Annotated in this window: 15 protein-coding genes and 1 pseudogene; 8 read left to right on the top strand and 8 right to left on the bottom strand. The window is 72.1% G+C overall.

The genetic code is table 11. From position 1 onward, the window contains the following. The first annotated feature begins 71 nt into the window (after positions 1–71). Positions 72–1,118 carry a helix-turn-helix domain-containing protein gene (locus A8W25_RS18920; RefSeq protein WP_067163008.1) on the top strand — a complete coding sequence of 349 codons (1,047 nt, stop codon included), beginning with the start codon at positions 72–74 and terminating at the stop codon, positions 1,116–1,118. 43 nt (positions 1,119–1,161) lie between these two features. On the opposite strand, the gene A8W25_RS18915 is transcribed toward A8W25_RS18920, so the two are convergent. After that, positions 1,162–1,560, bottom strand: a complete 399-nt coding sequence (locus tag A8W25_RS18915; protein ID WP_067163006.1) for an STAS domain-containing protein — start codon at positions 1,558–1,560, stop codon at positions 1,162–1,164. Between the two features lie 138 nt (positions 1,561–1,698). Here A8W25_RS18915 and A8W25_RS18910 point away from each other — a divergent pair, with 138 nt between their 5' ends. Beyond that, entirely contained in the window at positions 1,699–2,028 is a 330-nt protein-coding gene (locus A8W25_RS18910; protein WP_067163005.1) for a helix-turn-helix transcriptional regulator, read from the top strand. 52 nt (positions 2,029–2,080) lie between these two features. Here A8W25_RS18910 and A8W25_RS18905 read toward each other — a convergent pair whose 3' ends face one another. Then, positions 2,081–3,115 carry a threonine/serine dehydratase gene (locus A8W25_RS18905; protein WP_067164219.1) on the bottom strand — a complete coding sequence of 345 codons (1,035 nt, stop codon included), beginning with the start codon at positions 3,113–3,115 and terminating at the stop codon, positions 2,081–2,083. Positions 3,116–3,221: 106 nt separating this feature from the next. Between A8W25_RS18905 and A8W25_RS18900 the strand changes: the two genes are divergently transcribed. Beyond that, positions 3,222–3,881 (top strand): TetR/AcrR family transcriptional regulator, encoded by a 660-nt coding sequence (locus A8W25_RS18900; RefSeq protein WP_067164217.1) that lies wholly within the window; start codon positions 3,222–3,224, stop codon positions 3,879–3,881. 72 nt (positions 3,882–3,953) lie between these two features. On the opposite strand, the gene A8W25_RS18895 is transcribed toward A8W25_RS18900, so the two are convergent. Continuing rightward, a complete protein-coding gene (locus A8W25_RS18895; protein ID WP_067163003.1) occupies positions 3,954–5,561 on the bottom strand; it encodes an alpha/beta hydrolase in 1,608 nt (535 codons plus the stop codon). 115 nt (positions 5,562–5,676) lie between these two features. After that, complete coding sequence (locus A8W25_RS18890; protein ID WP_079126174.1) at positions 5,677–7,926, bottom strand: MMPL family transporter; 2,250 nt, start codon at positions 7,924–7,926, stop codon at positions 5,677–5,679. A 293-nt stretch (positions 7,927–8,219) separates the two neighbouring features. Between A8W25_RS18890 and A8W25_RS18885 the strand changes: the two genes are divergently transcribed. Together A8W25_RS18885 and A8W25_RS18880 are read left to right on the top strand one after the other, a co-directional pair. Beyond that, positions 8,220–9,410 (top strand): sensor histidine kinase, encoded by a 1,191-nt coding sequence (locus A8W25_RS18885; protein ID WP_067163001.1) that lies wholly within the window; start codon positions 8,220–8,222, stop codon positions 9,408–9,410. Continuing rightward, entirely contained in the window at positions 9,407–10,105 is a 699-nt protein-coding gene (locus tag A8W25_RS18880) for a response regulator (RefSeq protein ID WP_067162999.1), read from the top strand. The genes A8W25_RS18885 and A8W25_RS18880 overlap by 4 nt, the downstream gene beginning before the upstream one ends. Positions 10,106–10,208: 103 nt before the next feature. Here the strand turns inward: A8W25_RS18880 and A8W25_RS18875 are convergent, their stop codons facing one another. After that, complete coding sequence (locus A8W25_RS18875) at positions 10,209–12,335, bottom strand: FG-GAP repeat domain-containing protein (RefSeq protein WP_067162997.1); 2,127 nt, start codon at positions 12,333–12,335, stop codon at positions 10,209–10,211. 183 nt (positions 12,336–12,518) lie between these two features. Here A8W25_RS18875 and A8W25_RS18870 point away from each other — a divergent pair. Next, positions 12,519–12,959 (top strand): annotated as a pseudogene (locus A8W25_RS18870) (glycine-rich domain-containing protein); the annotation flags it as partial. Positions 12,960–13,258: 299 nt separating this feature from the next. Continuing rightward, on the top strand, positions 13,259–13,969 hold the full coding sequence (locus A8W25_RS18865) for a protein kinase domain-containing protein (protein WP_324616236.1): 711 nt from the start codon (positions 13,259–13,261) through the stop codon (positions 13,967–13,969). Positions 13,970–14,038: 69 nt separating this feature from the next. Here A8W25_RS18865 and A8W25_RS18860 read toward each other — a convergent pair whose 3' ends face one another. Both A8W25_RS18860 and A8W25_RS18855 read right to left on the bottom strand, forming a co-directional pair. Further along, positions 14,039–14,248 carry a GntR family transcriptional regulator gene (locus A8W25_RS18860; RefSeq protein ID WP_234386503.1) on the bottom strand — a complete coding sequence of 70 codons (210 nt, stop codon included), beginning with the start codon at positions 14,246–14,248 and terminating at the stop codon, positions 14,039–14,041. A 675-nt stretch (positions 14,249–14,923) separates the two neighbouring features. Further along, entirely contained in the window at positions 14,924–16,141 is a 1,218-nt protein-coding gene (locus A8W25_RS18855; protein WP_324616275.1) for an amidohydrolase family protein, read from the bottom strand. Positions 16,142–16,497: 356 nt separating this feature from the next. Here A8W25_RS18855 and A8W25_RS18850 point away from each other — a divergent pair, with 356 nt between their 5' ends. Then, positions 16,498–19,494 (top strand): AfsR/SARP family transcriptional regulator, encoded by a 2,997-nt coding sequence (locus A8W25_RS18850; RefSeq protein WP_067162991.1) that lies wholly within the window; start codon positions 16,498–16,500, stop codon positions 19,492–19,494. A 30-nt stretch (positions 19,495–19,524) separates the two neighbouring features. Here A8W25_RS18850 and A8W25_RS35610 read toward each other — a convergent pair whose 3' ends face one another. After that, positions 19,525–21,354, bottom strand: a complete 1,830-nt coding sequence (locus A8W25_RS35610) for a serine/threonine-protein kinase (RefSeq protein ID WP_324616235.1) — start codon at positions 21,352–21,354, stop codon at positions 19,525–19,527. Positions 21,355–21,370 lie beyond the last annotated feature (16 nt).

Below are 21,370 nucleotides of genomic sequence, written 5' to 3'. Positions count from 1 at the left end.
GGGGAGGGTGTGCGCGTCTTCGCCGGCGGTGGACCGGTGCGGCGGCACACCGCTGCACGGGGGGAGAACGCATGGGATGGTCACGGGAGTCGGCGGACACCGTATCGGAGGAGGACAGATTCGACTGGTTCCGCGAAAGGGTGTCCAGCGGCCTGATGCCCGTCGCGATCGCCGCGGAGCGCCCGTCCGGCTTCCGCGCCGAGATCTCGCAACTGGAGCTCGGTGTGGTGCAACTGTCGACGTTCACCTTCTCGCCGGTGTCCTCGCACCGGAACCGGGCACATGTACGCCAGGGCGACCCCGAGCAGTACCAGCTGGCACTGGTGACACAAGGGACCTTCAGGACCGCCCAGTTGGGGAACGAGTCGCTGGTCACCGGTGGACTGGTACTGACGGACACCTCGCGCCCGATGGAGAACGCCAGCTTCTGTGACGAGGGGCAGCAGACCGAGGCGGTCATGCTGCAGATACCCCGCTCGGTGCTGCCGCTGCGGTCGGACCGGTTGGACCGCCTGGTCGCCCAGCGCCTCGGCGGGGGCGGGGGAACGGCGGCGATCCTCGCGGACTTCTTCCGGGCGCTGGTCCGGCGCGGGCCCACCTGCGGCCCGGAGGAGTTGTGCCGGATGGGGTCGGTCGCCCTCGACCTGGCCACCGCGTGCCTCGCGCAGCAGCTCGACGTCCCCGCGGAGGCGCCCGCCGAGGCGCGCGCCCAGGTGATGCTGCAACGGATCCTCCGCTTCATCGACGACAACCTCGGCGACCCGGACCTGACTCCGCAGACGGTGGCCGACCGCCACCACATCTCCCTGCGCGGTCTCTACGCGCTCTTTCGCGACCGGCCCGCGAGCGTGGCGGAAACCATCCGCCGGGGCCGCCTCGCACGCTGTCACGTCGACCTCGCCCGTCCGGAGCTGAGCGGCCGGTCCGTCCAGACGATCGCGGCCCACTGGGGGTTCGCCAGCGCCACCGCCTTCAGCCGCGCGTTCCGCGAGGTGTACGGAATCACCCCCACCGAACACCGCATGGCCACCCGGCGCACCGGCGTGGCACGGAATGTCGAGAAGCCGCCGGAGGGCCCATCGGCCACCGGCCGGCCATGGCCCCAACGGGTTTCGTAGCCCGCGACCGGCCCGCCGGGGCGCCGACCCACGGACCCGGGCCTCACTCCGGTGGGGTGAGCAGCGGCAGTGTGTGAGTGACGGTCAGAAGCCGGTGTACGGCACCGCTCACGGCGCGGACGCGGAGCGTCTTGCCGTCCCGCAGTGCGCGTTGACGGATGCGCAGCAGCACGTTGAGGCCGGAGCAGTCGCAGAAGTCGACCTTGCTCAGATCGAGGTCGACCCCGCCGCGCGAGCGGACGAGAGCCGCCCCCAGCGTGCTGTGCAGCAGTCGGTCGGCGTCGATGTCGACCTCGCCGGTGACCACGACGAGCTGGCGGTCACCCGTCGGCCGGACCTCGATCTCCAGGCGCGGCAGTGGCCGGCCGCTCGGCGCGTGGGCCGGTGCCGTATAGGTGGCGCCCCCGCGGCCGATCTGTGCGGGTATCGCGTGCTCTGGCATGGCATTGGCTCCCCAGGCGTCCGCCGGTGCCCTGCTCGGGTCTCTTCAGGTTCCGCTTCCCTTTCTGATACGTCAAGGGATACATGAAAAGTATTTCGTCTATTTGAATGCGTGAATGGCGCGTCATACGCTGAGAGGATGGGCGCTGTACCTGAACCGCACGCGGGCTGGACGTTCCTGACCAACCACGCCCGGGTGCTGGCCGCGATCGCCGACGACCCCTCCGTCCGTATCCGCGACATCGCCGCGCACTGCCGGCTCACCGAGCGCGCCGTCCAGCGGATCATCGCCGATCTGGAGGAGGCCGGATATCTCTCCCACACCCGGCAGGGCCGCTCCAACACGTATCGCATCGAACCCGGTACCCCCCTGCGGCACCCGGCCGAGGCCGGACTGACCGTGGCGACCCTCCTCGCGGTCCTGGCCCAGCACGACCAGCAGCGCGGACAGCAGCCCCAGCACCAGTGAGCGCTCCCGGGCGGGGCATCGACGCGGGCTTCGAGCACGGCGGCCCGGTTGATCAGCCGCGGTCCCGCTTGTGGGCGAGGTCGCCGGGGTCGGTGTTGGCGCCGCAGAGCACGACGGCGACCTTCTCGCCCTCGGCGGGCCGGTAGCCGGCGCTCGTCGCGGCGGCCGGGGCCGGGTGCGGTGCCGTCGTGAGGGCCGCGAGCGCGGTCGCGGCGGCGTGCTCCACGGCGATGCGACGGTGGTCCCACAGCGCCCGGCGGGTGCGGACGATCTCGCTGTCGGGCACGAGGACCGAGTGCACGTCGGCCTGTTGGGCGGCGTACAGGGCCATCGCCGAGGCGCGCCGCGCACCGAGGGCGTCCGAGGCGACCGAGTCGACGGTCACGTCGACCGGGCGACCGGCCGCGATCGCCGCGTTCAGCGCCCGGCAGTTCTCCGGCTCGACCGCGACGACGCGTACGCCGTGGTGGTGGGCGGCGGTGGCGACCCCCGCGAACAGGCCCCCGCCGCCGACCGCCACCACCACCGTGTCCAGGTCGGGAACCTGCTGAAGGATCTCTTCCAGCACGGTGCCGGCCCCGGCGGCGATCAGCGGGTGGTCGTACGCGTGCGAGGCGAGCGCGCCGGTCGTGGCGGCGAAGTCCTCGCAGGCGGCCAGGGCGTCCGCGTACTCGGTGCCGACCAGCCGGACGTCGGCGCCGAAGCCGCGCAGCCCGGCGACCTTGACGGCGGGCGCGGTGGCCGGCAGGAAGACGGTGGCGGTGACGCCCTGCTCCTTGGCGGCCCAGGCGCAGGCGAGCCCGGCGTTGCCGCCGGAGGCGATCGTCACCCCCGCGTCCGGGAGGGTCTTGGCCTCGCGGTGGGCCTGGAGGAAGTTCTGCGCACCACGCGCCTTGAACGAGCCGGTGTGCTGCATGAACTCCAGCGCGAGCCACACCTCGCAGGGCTCTGCGGCGCGGCCGTCGAGCGGGCCGCGCCGGGCGGTGCGGACCTCGCCGGGGTCGGCGTGGGCGAGGGCGACGGGCCGGACGCGCCCGGCGATGCGGTCGGCGGCCGCCTTGACGTCGCCGTATGTGAGCGGGGACATGAGCTGGGACATCTCGGGGACTCCCCTGCGGAGCGGGCGGTCGGGACCGGGCGTCGCACGACCGGTGAGGATGACGGGCGATACGGTGTACCGTACGCTGGCTCTCATGCCCAGGCAATCCGCTTCCCTCGACCTCGCGACCCCCGACCGCATCGCCGTGACCGCCCTGCTCATCGTGGACCGGGAAGGCGCCGCCGCCCTGAGCTTCCGGACCCTGGCCGCCCGGCTCGGTATCGCCCACGCCACGCTCCAGCGCCGCTGTACGGACCTGGCCGGGCTCCTGGACCTGTGCGTGGACCACCTCGCCGCGTCGCTGCCCGAGAGCGCGCCCGGCACCGACTGGGCCGTGGCCACCGAAGCCCGCTTCCGGAGCCTGTACGAGCTGCTGTCCGCCCATCCGGGCCTGATCGCCCTGCGCGGCGCGCGCCCCTGGCTCGGCCCCCAGCTCCTCAAGCGCCTCGTCGAGCCCCAACTGGCCGATTCCCTCGCGGCCGGGATGACCGCCCAGGAGGCGATCACCTGCTACCGGCGGATGTATCTGCTCACTCTGGGCAGCGCGAGCTTCGTCGACCATCGCGACCCCGGCGCCGCCCAGTCCGCCACCCGCACCGCACTGGCCGCGCTCGACCCCGCCGACTTCCCGGTGCTGACCGGGAACCTCGCCGCCATCCTGCCCGCCGTGGTCGACCACGAGGTCTACTACGGGGCGCTGCGCCAGCTCGTCGAGGCGGCCGATCCCGCCCGCAAGGGCCCGTCGGGGGAGTGACCGGGTCTTCAGACGCGGATCGGCCGTGTGTGCTCCCGGTTCGTTTCCCGGGAGCACACACGGCCGGGTTGGTCAGAAGTGGCCGTGGACGGCTTCGCGGTCCGTCGGCGAGAGCCCGGCCGCGGATGCCTTCGCGGTCGGTGTGGGCTCGACGTAGGTCGGTGCCGGGTCGGCGCCGGGGGCGCAGGTCTTGGCGATGAACCCCTTGCCGCCGGGCAGGGTTCCGTCCCGCAGATAGGCGACGAAGGTGTCGTCCAGACAGGCGTTGCCGTGGAAGAGGATCTCGTGGAAGCTGCCGCCGTTCTGGACGACCAGCTTGGAGCCGGGCAGCGCCTTGTGCATCGCGACCGCGCCCGGGTACGGGGTCGCCGCGTCCTCGGTCGCCTGGAACAGCAGGACCGGCGGAAGGCCCTTGCCGGTGATCTTCATCCGGCCCGGGCCGCCCTGGTAGGGCCAGAACATACAGGCGGCGTTGTACCACATGTTGTTGTACGTGTAGAACGGCGCGACCGCGTTGACCTTCGCCTGGTCCTTCTTCCAGAACTCCCAGTCCCGGGGCCAGGCGCTCTCCGTGCACTGCGTGGCGTTGTAGTTGGGGAAGGCTCCGTCGTCGGCGCCCGGCGCGGCGTACCGGTTGTAGGCGATGGTGAGCGGGCGGGTGTCGTGCCGGGTGAGGTAGCCCGAGAGGACCGTGGCCATCCGGGGCCAGCGCAGGAAGTTGTAGCCGCCGCCGTAGAAGGTGTCCTCGAACTCGGCCGGGCCGATCTTGCCGGGAGCGGGCGCGGCGGGCACCGGGGTGGTGCGCAGCGCGTCCTCCATGGCGTAGTAGTTCTTGATCACGGCGTTCGCGTCGGTGCCGAGGTGGTAGACCGAGTCGGCCTTGGCGGTCCACTCGGCGAAGGCGCGGAAGCGCCGCTCGTGCTCCTTGTCCTGGAGGATGTTGTGGTCGTACCAGGAGATGGTGGGGCCGACGATGCTGTCCAGGACCATGCGCCGCACCCGGGAGGGGAACAGCTGGCCGTAGGTGGAGCCCAGCGAGGTGCCCCAGGAGCCGCCGTAGAAGTTGATCTTCTTGGCGCCCAGTGCGGCACGGATGCGGTCCATGTCCCGCGCGCTGTCCGCCGTCGTCATGTGCGGCAGGATCCAGCTCCAGTCCGCCGCGCAGTCGGCGGCGTACGTCGCGGCCCTGCCCAGCCACGCCTTCTCGGTGCCGTGGCCGACCTGGTAGTCGGGGCGCTCGCCGTCGAAGTAGTGCGCGTCGCAGACCACATGGGGCTCGCTGCCGTTGGTGCCACGGGGGTCGAAGCCGATCCAGTCGTACGTCGAGGCGACATCGGGGGGCAGCTGGCCCGCGATGTAGGCGGGCATCCACAGACCGCTGGCGCCGGGGCCGCCGGGGTTGAGCAGGATCGGACCCTGCTGCTTGGCCTTGGGGGCGGTGGCGGGCAGCCGGTTGAGCTTGATCTTGATCTTCCGCCCGTCCGGGCGGGCGTGGTCCAGCGGGACGTCGAGCATGGCGCACTGCAGTGCCGGGGTCGTGGTGTCGCCGCAGGAAGTCCAGGCGAGCGGGCGCACGTTGGCGGTGTCGCTGTCGCTGTCGGGGGCCGCGGCGACCGGGACCGCGCTGCCCAGTAGGACGGTCGAGACCGCAACGGCCAGCAGTGCCAGTGGTCTTCGCATGTGCCCTCCTCAGTCGGCGCGCCGAGGTGGCGCGACGGGGTCAGGCCCCCCGCGGTGGCGGAGGGCCTGAGAGAAATCATGTGACATGTGCAATGGCACATGTCACACAGTGGAATTACTCGTTATGCAACCGTGATTCGACGGCCTGAAGCGGGCGGGGGGCGACCTCGTGGGGCAGGAAGTCGGCCGACGGCTCGGCGTGGTGGCGGCCCTTGGTGCGGCCCGGGCGGACCGGCCACCAGATGCTCCGGCCCAGGAGCGCGGCGAGCGCGGGCACCAGCGCGATGGACAGGACGAACGCGGAGAGGAGGATGCCGAGCCCCGTCGCGAAGCCGATCTGCTGGGTGGCGGGCGCCGCGTTCACCGCGAGGCTGCCGAAGGAGGCGGCGAGGACCACACCGGCGGTGGCGATGGCGGGAGCGGTGTGGCGTACGGCGCGGGCGACGGCGGCTCGGGCGGGTCCCGGACGTTCCATCTCCTCGCGGATGCGGTCGCTGATGAGGATGTTGTAGTCGGTGCCGAGGGCGACCACGAAGAGGAACAGCACCAGCGGCAGCACGAAGTTGACGCCCGGCTTGTCGAGCAGATGCTGGAAGAAGAGCGCGGAGGCGCCCAGCGTCGCGGCGAAGCCGAGCCCCACGGCGATCATCAGAACGGCCGGGGCGAGCAGGCTCCTCAGCAGGACGATCAGGATGAGGGCGATCAGGCCCGCGGCGACCGGGAAGACGGTCCTGAGGTCGTGGTCGACGGCGGTGGAGATGTCCGCGAAGATCGCGGCTGTGCCGCCGACATGGGCTTCCATGCCGGCCGGAGTGTGGACGGCGACGGCGTCGCGGACCGGCCCGGAGACGAGGTCGCGAGCCTGCCGGCTCTGGGTGTCGGCGGTGAGGTAGACGTCGATACGGGCCGCCGTGCGGTCCGGGTTGAGGACGGTCTGCCCGACCTGGCCGACGCCCGGGACCTTGGCGAGGGCCTTGGGCAGGGCGTCGACGCTGCCGGTGGTGAGCGTGCGGCCCCGGTCGGCCGTGACGTAGACGGTGGTCGGATCCGACACCCCGGCGGGCAGGGCGCGGTTGATCTCGGCGGCGGTGGCCGCCGCGGCGGTGTCCTTGCCCCCGCCCGTCTGGTCGAAGTCCATCCGGACGCCCACGGCCCCGGCCGCCAGCGCGCCGAGCAGGGCGACAGAGGCCACGACGAGGGTGAGCGGGCGGCGGGCGACCAGGTCACCGACGCGCCCGGCGGTGCCCGGCCGGGGCTCGCGCCGCAGAGCGCGAGAGGGCCAGAACATCTTGCGCCCGGTGACCGCGAGCAGCGCGGGCATGAAGGTGAGGCTGGCCAGCAGCATGACGAGCACCGACAGGGCGATGGCCGGGCCGAGTACGCGGAACTGCCCGAAGGTCGCGATGCCCAGTGTGGCGAAGGCGGCGACGATCGTGAGGGCCGCCGAGGTGATCGCCGTGCCGACCCTGCCGGTGACCTCCGTGGCCACGGCACGGGCGGGCAGATCCGGGTGGGCCCGCAGCTGTTCACGGAAACGGAAGAGGAGGAAGAGGAAGTAGTCCACACCGATGCCGATCAGTACGACACCGATCAGGTTCGGAGTGGAGGTGTCGAGGTCGATACCGGTGAGCAGCGCGGCCCCCACGACCACGCCCAGCGCCGCGCCGCTGATGACGGCGACCGCCAGCAGGGGGACGAAGGCGGCCAGCACACTGCGGAACACCAGAATGTTGATCAGCACGATCAGGCCGAGCATGAGGGCGCCGACGACGGTGGTGGTGGTCTCCTCCGCCTCCGTGGTGTCGACGAGGTCGGCGAGTCCGCCCGTGAAGCCGGTACGCATCCGGTCACCCGCGAACTCGCGCTTCACGTCGTCGCGGAAGGCCCGGTAGAGGTCGTGCATACCGGGGTCGGTGGCATTGCCGGTCAGCTGCACGGAGAGCAGTTCGAAGGCGCGGTCGGGAGCGACCATGGCGGGGCTGACCTTGGGCGTCTGCGAGTAGTCCTTGGCCAGGAAGGCCGGCCCGTCCCGGCTGGGCTCGGGCATCTTGACGTGCCGTCGGCCCAGCTCCGCGGCGGTGTCGCCGACGCGGCGCTCGTCGGCCGCGGTCAGGGGCTTGCCGTCCGTCCGGGCGACGAGCACGGTCACCGCGTTGGCGTCGGGCTTCGCACCGAACTTCTCCTCGGCGACCTGGAGCGCGGCGGCCGAGTCGTAGGTGGAGGGCAGGAAGTCCCCGCTCTGGCTCTGGGTGACGCGGAAGAGCAGCGACTGGCCGAGCAGCGCGAGGAAGAGCCCCACCACCGTCCAGAGGCCGATGACCTTCCAGGGATTGCGGGTGGAGAACCCGGTCAGGGCGCGGATCACTGTTGTCCTCCGAGGGGGCGGGATGGGGTGCGGCCGATGGATGGATTGCGGCCCCTTTCGGTGCCGTTGACCAGCACATCAGCGCGTCGGGGTGCAGTCGTCCGAGCACGGGAGGAGAAGCGCCCTGGGAGCCCGGGGTGGGCGCGGGCGGCGACTGGGACCGTGCTCCCAGAGCGGGATCGGACCGAGGGCCCGGGGCAGGGCCGGTCCCCGGTGCGAGACTGGGATCATGGAAAAGGGGTCGTGACGCACTGTCGGCGGCCGTAGCCGCTACTCACAGAGTCAGGACCGTCATGGTGACCACGAGCCCCGAGCCTCGGGCCCCACAAACACCGCAGAGCGGCGACGCGGTGCCCTGGACGCGCAACGACGGCCTGGTCGCGATCGGCGCCGGGGTCATGGACCTGATCAGTTTCTCCTTCGCCAGCCAGGCGGAGCAGGGCGAGGTGCCGGTGGCCGGATGCGTGCTGGTGGTGGCGGCCGCGCTGCCGCTGCTGGTGCGGCGGCGCGCACCGGTGCTCGGGCTCGCGGCCGTGCTCCTGCTGGGCATAGGTCTGACGCTCACCGTGCCGACGCCCCAGCACTTCGGCGCCGCCGCCGTGGTCGCGCTCTACACCGTCGTACGGCTCAGGAGCGCGCCCGTGGCGGCGGCGTCGGCGGCGTGCGCGGTCGCGGCTCTGATCGACTGGACGAAGTGGCCGCGGCTCTCACTGATGGAAGTGGCGGGCAACATACTCGCCGCGGTGATCGTGGTCATCGCGGCGGCCGTGATGAACCGCTGGCAGCGCGACATCGCGGCCAACCGCCGACTGCTCGCGGACCGGGCCGTGGCGGCCGAACGGCGCCGGATCGCACGCGAGTTGCACGACATCGTGGCGCACCACATCACCACCATGCAGCTGATGGCCGGGGGCGCCCGGGCCAACCTCGCCCGTGATCCGGAGGTGGCCAGGGAGGCACTGGTCGAACTGGAGGGCTCCGGGCGCATGGCGCTGCGCGAGATGCGCCAACTCCTGGACGTACTGCGGGCCGGCGACGAGGCCGAGGACGAGCCGACCGCCCCGCAGCCCGGCATCGCCGACCTGGAGCGGATCGTCGCCGAGTCGTGCCGGGCCGGGCTTCCCACCGCCCTCGACATACGCGGCAGCGAGCGTCCGCTGCCGCCGAGCGTGGGCCTGACCGTCTTCCGGATCGTGCAGGAGTCGCTGACCAACGCGCGCAAGTACGCGGGCGAGGCACGGGCCCGGGTGCGGCTGGCCTACGAACCGGACGGCGTGGTGGTGGAGGTGTCGGACGACGGGGCGGGCGCCGACGCGGGACTCGCACGAGCGGCCGGCGCAACGGGTTCCGGCTACGGACTGGTGGGGATGCGGGAGCGGGCCGCGCTGCACGGCGGGACGTTCGAGGCCGGTTTCCTGGAAGAGGCGGGATTCCGGGTGACGGCCCGGCTGCCGCTGACGGCTGACGAGGGGGCGCTGCGATGAACGGGACGACGGACGACGTGAGGGAACCGCAGCCGATCAGGGTGCTGATCGCGGACGACCAGCCGCTCGTACGGCGTGGACTCGCGCTGATCCTCACGCCCGACCCGGCCTTCGAGGTGGTGGGCGAGGCGGCGGACGGCGAGGAAGCGGTGGCGCTCGCGCACCGGCTGCGCCCCGACGTCGTGGTGATGGACATCCGCATGCCGGTGCTCGACGGCGTCGCCGCGACCGGCCGCCTCGCGCGGGAGCTGCCCGGCTGCCGGGTGCTGGCGCTGAGCACCTTCGACATGGACGAGTACGTGGTGGCCGCGCTGCGCGCCGGTGCCTTCGGGTTCCTGCCGAAGGACATCTCGCCGGAGGAACTGGTGGCGGCGGTACGGGTGGTGCACACGGGCGAGGCGGCCGTCGCGCCGCGACTGATGACCCGACTGATCTCCACGTACGTACGGGCCCCCGAGCGCCCCGGACCGCCGCTCGCGCGGGTGGACGGTCTGACACCGCGCGAGGCGGAGGTGTGGCGGCTGATGGCCACGGGCCTCGACAACGCGGAGATCGCCGAGGCGATGAGCGTCAGCGGCTCCACCGTCAAGAACCACATCACCGGCCTCTTCGGCAAACTCGGCGTCCGCGACCGGGCCCAGGCCGTGATCGCGGCGTACGAGACGGGAGTGGTCGAGGTGGGGCGGCCGGGCTAGCGCTCGGCGGTGCGGGTGGGCCTGAAGCCTGCGCGGGTCGCGCCGGGTCGTGGGACAAGCCGTGTGCCCGGCGCGGAGGCCGGGCACACGGTGGAGCCAGGAGTCACCAACCGGTGCCGATCCGGGTGCGGTCGCCCAGGGCCGAGCCGCCCGTGCCGGGGTAGAGGTAGAAGCCGCCGGTGGAGCCGGAGGGGGCCTCCACGGCCGCGAGGTCGCCCTTGCCGTCGCCGTTGAAGTCCGCGCCGACGAGCCCGCGCATGGTGTTCCAGCCGGTGCCCGCCCGGGTACGGTCGCCGAGGGTGGCGGTGCCGTCGAGCCGGCCCGTACCCGGGTAGCTCCACAGTCCTCCGGTGCGGTCCACGGCCATCAGGTCGGCGGCCCCGTCAGTGTTGAGGTCGCCGGGGCTGGTGAGCTCGGTCATGCCGTCCCAGCCCGAACCGATCCGGGCGCGGCTGCCGAGGGTGTTCATCCCGGCGCCGCCGCTGCCCGGATACGCCCACAGGGTGCCGTCGACGTCGACGGCGGCGAGGTCGGGCCGGCCGTCCCCGGTGAGGTCCAGGGCGGTGAGTTCGCGCATGGTGTTCCAGCCGGTGCCGATACGGACGCGGTCGCCGAGCGTGGTCATGCCGCTCGCCCTGCCGGTGCCCCGGTAGACGTGGAGGTCGCCGGTGGCGGCCTCCACGGTGACCAGATCGGCCTTGCCGTCGCCGGTGAAGTCGGCCGCGGCGAGCTTGCTCATGGCGCCCCAGCCCGAGCCGATCTGGACGCGGTCGCCGAGCGTGCCGCGGCCGGTGCCCGGGTAGAGCCAGAGCTTGCCGGTGGTCGTCTCGACGCCGACGACGTCCTCGGCGCCGTCACCGGTGAAGTCGGCCGCTGTCAGCTCGGTCATGCCCGTACGGGCGGGTTCGCCGGGCCAGGGCGTGTGCTCGACGACGCGGCCGCCGGGGACCTCGTTGAGCATCCAGAGCTGGTCGGAGCCGGGCCAGTAGGAGAGGTTCTCCAGGTTGACCGGGGCCCGGGTGATCAGCCGCACCGGCTCGCCGGGCCTGGCGTGGTAGAGGCAGTTCTCGAAGTTGTGGACGTGATCCTTTTCCTGGTGCTCGGCGGGGACGAACTCCGGGCAGGGGCCCGAGATCGTGAAACGGCCCTTGTTCATGGCGATGCCCTGGGCGCCGCCCATGGGAGAGGCGAAGGCCTCCGCGGCGGCCACCCGGCCCGAGGCGTCGGCCTTGAGGACGCCCGAGACGGGGTCGATGGGCCAGCGCACGACGGGCGCGGTGGCCCTGCCGAAGTCGCCTTCCACCTTGTAGGGATCGCCCTCGGCGGTCACCAGGGCGGGCTGGGAGCCGCTCAGGTCGAGGGAGGCGGAGGTGATGCAGGGACGCTGGGGCAGCCCGGCATAGGCGGCGCAGCCCTCGCCCGCCCCGGTGTAGGTGTAGACGCCCTGGCGCGGCAGGACGTAGGGGTGGCCGTTGCCGTGGGCCTTGCCCGCGCCGTCCATGCCGACGGCCGTGTCGGAGGTGACGTCCATCTTCCACAGGTCGTTGAGGTCGAAGACGTCGAGGCTGCTGCCGTTGCCGGCGACGTACAGCCTGCTGCCGGCCCAGACGACGCCGTGCGCATGGGCGTGGGTGAGGGGGACGAAGTCGCCGCCGTCGTCGTTGAGAGACACCAACTGGACGTGCCGGTAGGTGACATGGGCCGGGTCGGTGACGTCGGCGAACGTGATCCGCTCGGTCCCGTCGGGGCCGTACCAACTGGCGATCAGGACCTTGCGGCCGTTGACCAGCGCCTGGGACTGGGGGGATTCACCGGACCCGGTCAGCCCCTGCGGGATCCAGGAGCCGGTGGCGTCGTCCTCGGGGGACCAGCAGAAGCCCTCGGCTCCGGTGATGGGGGAGGTGTGGCACAGCGGGCGGCCCGCGGTGGTGTCGGAGGTGGTGGCGAGCATGTCGGCCGTCCTGACCCGCTGGAGCGCGGGGTGGGCGGACTCGAAGGCGGCGACGCGCCCGTGCTCACGGCCGCCGTCGTTCTGAAGGCCCAGGCCGTTGGTGCTGATCGGGGTGACGGTGTTGTACGTGGCGATCGCCCCGTCCGGGACGGTGGGGGCGTCGGCGGCGGCCGGTGAGGCGCCGGTCAGCGACAGGAGCGCCGCCAGGGCCGCGACGGCCGCCCCGGCGGCGCCGCCCGCCCGGGTGCGGATGCGGTGGGTGTGGAGTGGTCGGGCCATGACGGTGGATCTCCTTGCCGGATGTGTGGGGGGCAGATGGGGGAGGGGCCCCGGCCGCCCAAAGGCTCCGGAAGCCGGGGCCCTGCCGTAACCCCAGACTCCGCCCTAGTGATCGCTTTTGGTCGAGTGCACCAGGGCGGACGGCAAGTGCAGTGCACCACTCCAACGAGGAGGTACCGCACCATGACAGCAGTAGAGACCGATCTGAAGACGGGCCGCGGGCTCGTCAGCGACGAACTGTTCCGAAGCATCGTGCAGTTCACCGTGACCCACTTCGGTCAAGACCAGGAACGGGCCGAGCGGCAGACGGACCAGGCACTCGCATTCGTCGCGACCGCAGCAACGGCGAGCGTCCCCATGGTGCCGAGTGACGACGTGGACCACGCGTTACACGCGTTCATGCTGCACACCGAGGATTACGCCGCGTTCTGCGGGCAGCACGCGGGGCGGTTCCTGCACCATAACCCGCGCCCCGGGGGCGGTGGCCGAACTCTGGAAGCCGTCACCAGGTCCACGCACGCCATGAAAGCCGCCGGGTTCATGGTCCTGGATGAGCTGTGGGCCGTGAACGGCAAGAGCGCCGCACAGTGCGACTCGGACTGTGGTCGACCGTACGGGAGTGCAGGCGGTAACGGTGACGACAACGGCGACAGCGGCGACGACAGCGACAGCGGAGGGGGTAACCCGTCGACAGGCGACAGTGACGACGGGCGCGACTACCACCACGGCCACTAGTCTCGCCTGAGCTGAGGGGCCGACCTCTCCCAGGGGTCGGCCCCTGCCATTGAGAGGACAAGTCGATGACCGGAAGCGGTCCATTCGAAATCCCTGACCACATCCCCGTGACACCTACATCTCAGCGTCTCGTACTGAACCGGCGCGGCTCAACGGTGTGGGACGTAGAGACGCCCATGGGTCGCGTCGTGATCAAGCTGGGCTATGCGAGCAAGACGCACGCGTGGACGGCATTGGCGCCCGCCCGCGAAGGCGTCATCCTACAAGCCCTGGGCGCAGCCGCGGTGACGTATGGCCAGTGGGACCACGGCACTTGGAACGTTCAGCCATGGCACGCGGGCACGGACCTGCAACACCTTTGGGAACCCCACAGGACCCGAGACGGCGCGTCCCGTCCGCCCCTGCCTGACGCTCTGGCCTGTGCGCGCGCCCTCGCCGAGCTGCACGAGCGGGGCTATGTCCACGGTGACGTGCAGCCCGCCCATTTCCTCGTAAGGGACGAGCCGGCGAGGGCAGCCCTCATTGATCTTGCCCTAGCCCGCGGGGCCGAGATCCCCGAGCAGTTCGACTTCGCGTACCGAGGGTGTCTCGTCCACTACGAGAGCCCCGAGATTTCCCGCCGTGTACTGGAAGACGGCTCGGCGGTCCCGACGCGAGAAGCGGACGTGTACGCGCTGGGGGCAACTTTGTTCATGGCGGCGACAGGATGGCGGCACGTCGAGTACCCGGACGACGCGTCGCGGCCAGTGCAACGGCAAGCGATCGTCAATGGCAGGCACCGCCCTGTGAACGTCGCTGGCTCACTCGGAGCGCTCATCACCGACATGTTGAGCTACCACGCCCAGGACCGCCCCACGATTCAGGACGTCTGCAAGGCCCTGGAGCAAGCAGCAGCGTAGGAAGTCGGAACCATGCCCCCGCGACCAGCCCCGTTCGCCCCGGCATTCCTTATCTGGGGACGGGCGGGGCTACTCGTTCCTCTGGTGCTCGTCCTCGGCGGGCAGGGACTCAGCGACGAAAGAACCCATGCTCGGCGTGGTCGTGATCCAGCCCGCTTCCCGGAGCGCCCTGGTCGACTTCCGCAGCGTGTCCCGGTTCACGCCGAACTCGTCCGCTAGGCGCACCTCGGAAAGCTGGAAGCCCGGCGGGTACTGGCCGCGCAAGTGCGACTGTGCCAAGCACCGCAAACGGCAACGAAAGTCGCTTCGCCCATGTGCGTCCTCGTAGTACACCGCCCTGAATGTCCATAGCCCATCTGAGCGCGCCAGATGAGACGGCGCTACCCCCGTGCAGGGTAGTGACGGGGTGCTGCCCGTCGTGGAAGCGTCGTTCCGCTCGTTAGCCCCTAGATCAGACAGGGACTAGTCCTGTTCGCCCACAGTGCCGGGCGGGGCTTCCTTGTGTCCTGACCAGGCACTACCCTTCAGAACACTTACTTACGAGCATCGGGGCTTCCCTGAACCCTCCGGGGGTGGGTGGGGGCCACGCCCCCGGACCCCGCTCACAGGGCTACGCCCCCAAACCACCGATTCACCTGCGGACCGTACCGGGTTGCTCGCGCAGTTCCCCGCGCCCCTTGGGCAGTCGGCCGCAGCCGGAGAACCCAGCTCAGCCACAGGCTTTCAGGGCGCGGGGAACTGCGCGAGCAACCCAGCGCGGTCCGCAGATCCACAGGCTTTTCGGGGCGCGGGGAACTGCGCGATCAGCCCGCACAGGGTCGCAGGTGAAGTCGCTTCCCAGGGAGCCCACTCGGGCCCGAGCCGAGCATCCCCCTCAGGGGCGCGGGGAACTGCGCGACCAGCCCCCACCGGGCCGCAGGTGAAGTCCGGGCCAGAGAGGGGCGCGGCGGTCCGCTAGCCCGCCCACAGCCCCTCCCCCGTCAGCCCCAGCAAGGCAATCGCGTTGCCCCGGACGATCCGTTCCACCACATCCGGTCGCAGGTGGGCCATCTGGGACTCGCCCACCTCCTTCGACTTCGGCCAGGTGGAGTCGGAGTGGGGGTAGTCCGTCTCGTACAGGACGTTGCCCACTCCTATCGCCCCCAGGTTGCGCAGCCCGAACGCGTCGTCGAAGAAGCAGCCGTAGACGTGCTCGGCGAAGAGTTCGGACGGGGGGCGGTGGACCTTGTCCGCGACTCCGCCCCAGCCTCGGTTCTCCTCCCACACCACGTCCGCGCGCTCCAGGATGTAGGGGATCCAGCCGATCTGACCCTCCGCGTACATCACCCGCAGCCCGGGGAAGCGTTCGAACTTGCCGCTCATCAGCCAGTCGACCATCGAGAAGCAGCAGTTGGCGAAGGTGATCGTGGAGCCGACGGCGGGGGGCGCGTCCGCCGATGTCGACGGCATCCGGGACGAGGAGCCGATGTGCATCGCGATCACCGTGCCCGTCTCGTCGCACGCCGCCAGGAACGGGTCCCAGTAGTCGGTGTGGATGGAGGGCAGGCCCAGATGGGGCGGGATCTCGGAGAAGGCCACCGCCCGTACGCCCCGCGCCGCGTTGCGCCGGACCTCCGCCGCCGCGAGCTCCGCGTCCCACAGGGGGATCAGGGTCAGCGGGATCAGCCGGCCGCGCGCCTGCGGGCCGCACCACTCCTCCACCATCCAGTCGTTGTACGCCCGCACCGAGAGCAGCCCCAGCTCCCGGTCGGGCGCCTCCGTGAACGTCTGGCCGCAGAAGCGCGGGAACGTGGGGAAGCAGAGCGCCGACTGGACGTGGTTGACGTCCATGTCGGCGAGCCGCTCCGGGACGCTGTACGAGCCCGGCCGCATCTGCTCGTAGGTGATCACTTCGAGGCGTATCTCGTCCCTTGAGTACCCCACCGCCGTGTCCAGGCGGGTCAGCGGGCGGTGCAGGTCCTCGTACACCCACCAGTCGCCGATCGGGCCCTCGTCCCCCTGTGCGCCCATGACCGGCGCGAACTTGCCGCCGAGGAAGGTCATCTCCTTGAGCGGCGCGCGGACGATGCGCGGGCCCGAGTCCCGGTACTTCGACGGGAGCCGGGCCTGCCAGACGTGCGGCGGCTCCACCGTGTGGTCGTCCACCGAGATGATCCTCGGGAAGCTTTCCACGGTCTCCACAGTCTCCATGGTCTCCATGGCTCTTCACCGTAGACCTGATCTGACGATCCGTCAGCTAGTCGTACGGGCGCGCTTCGGCCAAAGCCCCGCGCGATTCGGCCGCTCCGCCACCCCGTTACCGGTCACCCCTCGGCCACTCACCCATCACTCGTCGGCCATTCGCCCCTCACGCCCCGCCCCGTGACGCCTGTCCATCCCCCGGGCGGGCCCGTGGACATGCGCCGGTGAGGTGTAACGAAAGTGTGCGGAGGCCTTGTGCGGAGCGTCACCCGTAGCTGACGCGCATGCCATGGACAGGGCAGACTGGCACGGGCATTACCAGCGCTACGGGGGCACAGGGGGTCGCTATGGACCGAAACGGCGAGCCGCGCATTCCGGAGCAGCGGGCTCCGGTCCTGCCGGCGGACGCCGAAGAGGCCGCGGACACCGTCGGCCTGCGCTTCGGCGTGCTCGGACCCGTGCGCGTATGGCGCGGCGCCGAGGCGCTGGTGTCCGGCGCGCCGCAGCAGCGCGCGCTGCTCGCCGTGCTGCTGCTGCGCGACGGCCGTACCGCCACCGCCGCCGAGCTGATCGACGCCATCTGGGGCGACGAACCGCCCCTCCAGGCGCTGGCCGCGGTACGGACGTACGCCTCGCGGCTGCGCAAGACGCTGGGCCCGGGCGTGCTGGTCAGCGAGTCCGGCGGCTACGCCCTGCGGCTCTCCTCCGGCGTCCTGGACCTCGCCGCCGCCCAGGAGCTGTCCGTCGAGGCCGAGAAGGCACGGGCCGGCGGGGACCAGGTCCGGGCGCGCGAGCTGCTCAAGTCCGCGCTCGCGCTGTGGACCGGCGAGCCGCTCGCCGGGATCCCCGGCCCGCACGCCGACACCGAGCGCACCCGGCTCGTCGAGTGGCGCCTCCAGCTCACCGAGGCGCGGCTCGACATGGAGCTGGACGCCGGGTGCCACGCCGAGGCCGTCTCCGAACTGACCGCGCTCACCGCCGCGTACCCGCTGCGCGAGCGGCTGCCCGCCGCGTACCCGCTGCGCGAGCGGCTGCGGGAGCTGTTGATGCTCGCGCTCTACCGCAGCGGACGCCAGGCCGAGGCCCTCGCGGTGTACGCGGACACCCGGCGGCTGCTCGCCGACGAGCTCGGCGTGGACCCGTGCCCCGAGCTCTCCCGGCTCCAGCAGCGGATCCTGCAGGCGGACGAGGACCTGGCCAGGCCCGCCGAGGCGCCCGCCGCCCCGGCGCCCGTCCGGGCGGCCCAACTTCCCGCCTCGGTGCCCGATTTCACCGGCCGTGTCTCCTTCGTCCAGGAGCTGTCGGCGCGGCTCGCCGCCGCCGAGTCCACCGTCATGGCCGTCTCCGCGCTGGCCGGGATCGGCGGCGTCGGCAAGACGACGCTCGCCGTGCACGTCGCCCACACGGCCCGCCCGCACTTCCCCGACGGCCAGCTCTACGTCGACCTCCAGGGCACCGGGCCGCGCGCCTGCGAGCCGGAGGCGGTGCTCGGCGCGTTCCTGCGGGCGCTCGGCACCCCCGACGCGTCCATCCCCGACTCGCTGGAGGAGCGCGCGGCCCTGTTCCGCTCCACGCTCGACGGCCGCCGGGTCCTGGTCCTGCTCGACAACGCGCGCGACGCGGCGCAGGTGCGCCCCCTGCTGCCCGGCACGGCGGGCTGCGCCGCCCTGGTCACCAGCCGCATCCGGATGCTGGACCTGGCCGGGGCCTATCTGGTCGACCTGGACGTGATGTCCCCGGAGGAGGCCCTCCAGCTCTTCACCAAGATCGTGGGCGAGGAGCGGGTGGGCGCGGAGCGCCAGTCGGCGCTCGACGTGGTGGCCGCCTGCGGCTTCCTGCCGCTGGCGATCCGGATCGCCGCCTCCCGGCTCGCCTCGCGGCGCACCTGGACCGTCTCGGTCCTCGCCGCCAAGCTCGCCGACGAGCGGCGCCGCCTGGACGAGCTCCAGGCGGGCGACCTCGCGGTCAAGGCCACCTTCGAACTCGGCTACGGCCAGCTGGAGCCCGCCCAGGCCCGCGCCTTCCGCCTCCTCGGCCTGCCCGACGGCTCGGACATCTCGCTGGCCGCGGCCGCCGCCGTACTCGACCTGCCGCTCCAGGAGACCGAGGACCTGCTCGAATCCCTCGTCGACACCAGCCTGGTGGAGTCGGCGGCTCCAGGCCGCTACCGCTATCACGACCTCGTACGGCTCTACGCGCGTTCGTGCGCCGAGCGCGACGAGGACCCGCCGTCCGAGCGGGCCGAGGCCATGTCGCGGCTGCTCGACTTCTATCTGGCCACCGCCGCCCGGGTGTACGCGATCGAGCGGCCCGGCGACCGGCTGGTGGAGCACCTGGCGCCGACCCAGTACCCCGGTCTCGCCTTCGCCGACGGGCACGCGGCCGTGGACTGGCTGTACGCCGAGGCGAACTGCCTGCTGGCGTGTGTGCACCAGTGCGCGGGCGACCCCGCGGTGCTGCGGCGCGCGGTGGACCTGCTGTGGGCGGTGAAGGACCTCGCCGAGTCGGGGGCCAACTCACGGCAGTACGAGACCACGGCGGCGGCGGTGCGCGACGCCGCGCACGAGCGGGGCGACGCGAGCGCCGAGGCGCGGGCCCGGCTCGCGCTCTCCACCGTGCTGCTCGTCTCCGGCCGCTTCGAGCAGGCCGACGAGGAGGCCAGGGTCTCCTCGCTGCTCGCCAAGGAGGCCGGCGACCCGATGCCGGCCGGGGCGGCCCCCACCGACCGCGGGATCATCGCCTTCTACCAGAACCGGCACGCCGACGGAGAGCGCTTCCTCCAGGAGGCGATCGACAACTACCGCGCCGACGGCAACCGGCCGGGCGAGGCCAGCGCGCTGTGCAACCTGGCCCGTATCCACGTGAACATGGGCCGCACCGCGAGCGCGGTCGAGCTCGCCCAGCGAGGCCTCGACATCTTCAGCGAGATGGGGCTCGCCCTGCGGGTCGCCAACGGCCGCTTCGCGCTGGGCATCGCGCTGACCCGGGCGGGCCGCCTGGACGAGGCGCTCTCCCAGCTCGGCCAGGCCCTCCAGGTCTTCCAGGACAACCGCCAGCGCCTGTGGGAGGGCACCACGCACTTCCGTATCGCCGAGGCGCACTTCGCGGCGCGCCGCCCGGCCCGGGCGGCCCAGCACGCGGAGCAGGCGCTGGCGCTGCGCTGCATCGGCGGCGAGTGGATGCGCGGCAACGTCCTGACGACCCTGGGCCGGGCCCTGGACCAGCTCGGCCAGGCCGACCGGGCGCGGGCCTGCTGGCGCGAGGCGCTGGCCATCTACGAGTCGACGGGCGCGGCGGAGGCCAAGGACGTACGGCAGTTGCTGAGCCCGATGGCGGCGGCGTAGCGGGTACGGACCCCGCTGCCACCAGGGCTTTCACCAGGCCCTGGGCTTTCGCGTGCCTGCCGCCCGGGCGGCCGTCCAAGCGCTGTCCAAGGTGTTGCCGACGCCGTTTAGCCTTCGTTTATCGCCCCTCGGCACTCTCTTACTCAACGATCCGCCGCGTCGGGGGGCAGGCGGGTCGACGGTGGGCCTCCCCGCTAGTGTGGACGGCCCTTGCAGTGCCCGTCCGGCGACCCTCGGGGGAGCCGCCGGGCGGGCACCGTTCACAGCACGACATGCAGCAAACTCAGGGGAGCTGAACACGATGAGTGACGGTAACAAGCCCGAGATCGGCGACACCACCACGCAGGAGAACCACGCGGGGAGCCCGGGCTCCGGCACGGGTACGGGCACGATCCGCCCGATGGAGAACCACGCGGGCCTGCTCGGTGGCGACGCCACCATCAAGCCCCTTGAGAACCACGCGGGCCTGCTGGACGGCGACTTGGTGAAGCCGCTGGAGAACCACGCCGGGGTCATAGGCACGGGCGGCCCGGTCAAGCCCATGGAGAACCACGCGGGCCTGATCGGTTCGGGTGTGCTCAAGCCCCAGGAGAACCACGCGGGTTCCGAAGAGGCCTGAGTACCACTGCTGGGCGGGGGCCGGCCGCGGCGACGCGGAGGGGGCGTCGCGGCCGGCGACATACGGACGGGCGGTGCCGTCGCCGCCGGTGCCCCGTTCGCCGGGGGCCGGTCCGGTCTGGCCAGGGGGCCGCCGGCCGGGAATCTGACCCACCCCGTGGCGGGGCTGGCCTCGGCCGTGGCACGCGTCCCGTCCAGGACCCGGGGTCCCGGGCCGATCGGCACCTTCGCCCCGGCCAGCCGCACGGGCCCGTCCGGCACGGCCTCGGGCAGGGACGGCTGATGCGGCGGCTGGTACGGCGGGCGGGGCGGCGGCGAGGGGTCCACGGGCTGCACGACCGGCTTGGCCCGGCCGCCGCCCCGGCGCTGCTCGATCATCGCCACCGAGCGGTCGGGCAGCCACGCGGACGCGGTGCCGCTGTCGTCGGAACCGCCGAAGAGATGCGGGGCGAGCTGCGCCTGGAGGTCCTCGGGCGAGGGCCGCAGCGCGGCCTCCATCTGCATACAGGACTCGATCAGCGGGCGCAGCTCGTCGGGCAGACCCGTGACGTCCGGCCCCTCGCGCAGCAGCATGAAGACGGTCTCGACCGGGTTGGCGCCGTGGAAGGGGGCATGGCCGGTCGCCGCGAAGACCAGGGTCGAGCCGAGCGAGAACACATCGCTCGCACCGGTCACGCTGCGCGAGTCCTTCGCCTGCTCGGGCGACATGTACGCGGGCGTGCCCACCGCCACGTTCGTCATGGTCAGCCGGGTGTTGGAGACACCGGACGCGATACCGAAGTCGATCACCCGGGGGCCGTCCTCGACCACCAGGACGTTGGACGGCTTGAGGTCTCGGTGGACCAGGCCCGCCCCGTGGATGGACTGCAGCGCCTCGGCGATACCGGCCGCGAGCCAGCGCACCGCCTGGGCCGGGAGCGGCCCGCACTCATTCACTATTTCCTCTAGCGAGGGCGCCGGTACATACGCGGTGGCCAGCCACGGCACGGCCGCGCGCGGGTCGGCGTCGACCACCGCCGCCGTGTAGAAGCCGCTGACCGCGCGGGCCGCCTCCACCTCGCGGGTGAAGCGGACCCGGAACAGCTGGTCCTCGGCGAGCTCCGTGCGCACCGTCTTGATCGCCACGCGGCGGCCGGACGCCGAGCGCGCCAGATAGACCAGCCCCATGCCGCCGGCACCGAGCCGTCCCAGCACCTCAAAGGGGCCGATCCGCCTCGGGTCGTGCTGCGTCAGCTGCTCCACTTGCCTGCCACCTCCC

Source organism: Streptomyces sp. ERV7 (assembly GCF_001653515.1).
GTDB lineage: Bacteria > Actinomycetota > Actinomycetes > Streptomycetales > Streptomycetaceae > Streptomyces.
Note: the sequence above shows the minus strand (reverse complement) of the source record. Positions and strands in the feature narration are given on the sequence as shown.

What these genes read in the sequence shown, in the direction of transcription:
- A8W25_RS18885 (WP_067163001.1), top strand. Translation starts at nt 8,220, where the DNA reads ATGGTGACCACGAGCCCCGAGCCTCGGGCCCCACAAACACCGCAGAGC.
- A8W25_RS18880 (WP_067162999.1), top strand. Translation starts at nt 9,407, where the DNA reads ATGAACGGGACGACGGACGACGTGAGGGAACCGCAGCCGATCAGGGTG.
- A8W25_RS18920 (WP_067163008.1), top strand. Translation starts at nt 72, where the DNA reads ATGGGATGGTCACGGGAGTCGGCGGACACCGTATCGGAGGAGGACAGA.
- A8W25_RS18850 (WP_067162991.1), top strand. Translation starts at nt 16,498, where the DNA reads ATGGACCGAAACGGCGAGCCGCGCATTCCGGAGCAGCGGGCTCCGGTC.
- A8W25_RS18915 (WP_067163006.1), bottom strand. Translation starts at nt 1,560, where the DNA reads ATGCCAGAGCACGCGATACCCGCACAGATCGGCCGCGGGGGCGCCACC.
- A8W25_RS18910 (WP_067163005.1), top strand. Translation starts at nt 1,699, where the DNA reads ATGGGCGCTGTACCTGAACCGCACGCGGGCTGGACGTTCCTGACCAAC.
- A8W25_RS18905 (WP_067164219.1), bottom strand. Translation starts at nt 3,115, where the DNA reads ATGTCCCCGCTCACATACGGCGACGTCAAGGCGGCCGCCGACCGCATC.
- A8W25_RS18900 (WP_067164217.1), top strand. Translation starts at nt 3,222, where the DNA reads ATGCCCAGGCAATCCGCTTCCCTCGACCTCGCGACCCCCGACCGCATC.
- A8W25_RS18895 (WP_067163003.1), bottom strand. Translation starts at nt 5,561, where the DNA reads ATGCGAAGACCACTGGCACTGCTGGCCGTTGCGGTCTCGACCGTCCTA.
- A8W25_RS18875 (WP_067162997.1), bottom strand. Translation starts at nt 12,335, where the DNA reads ATGGCCCGACCACTCCACACCCACCGCATCCGCACCCGGGCGGGCGGC.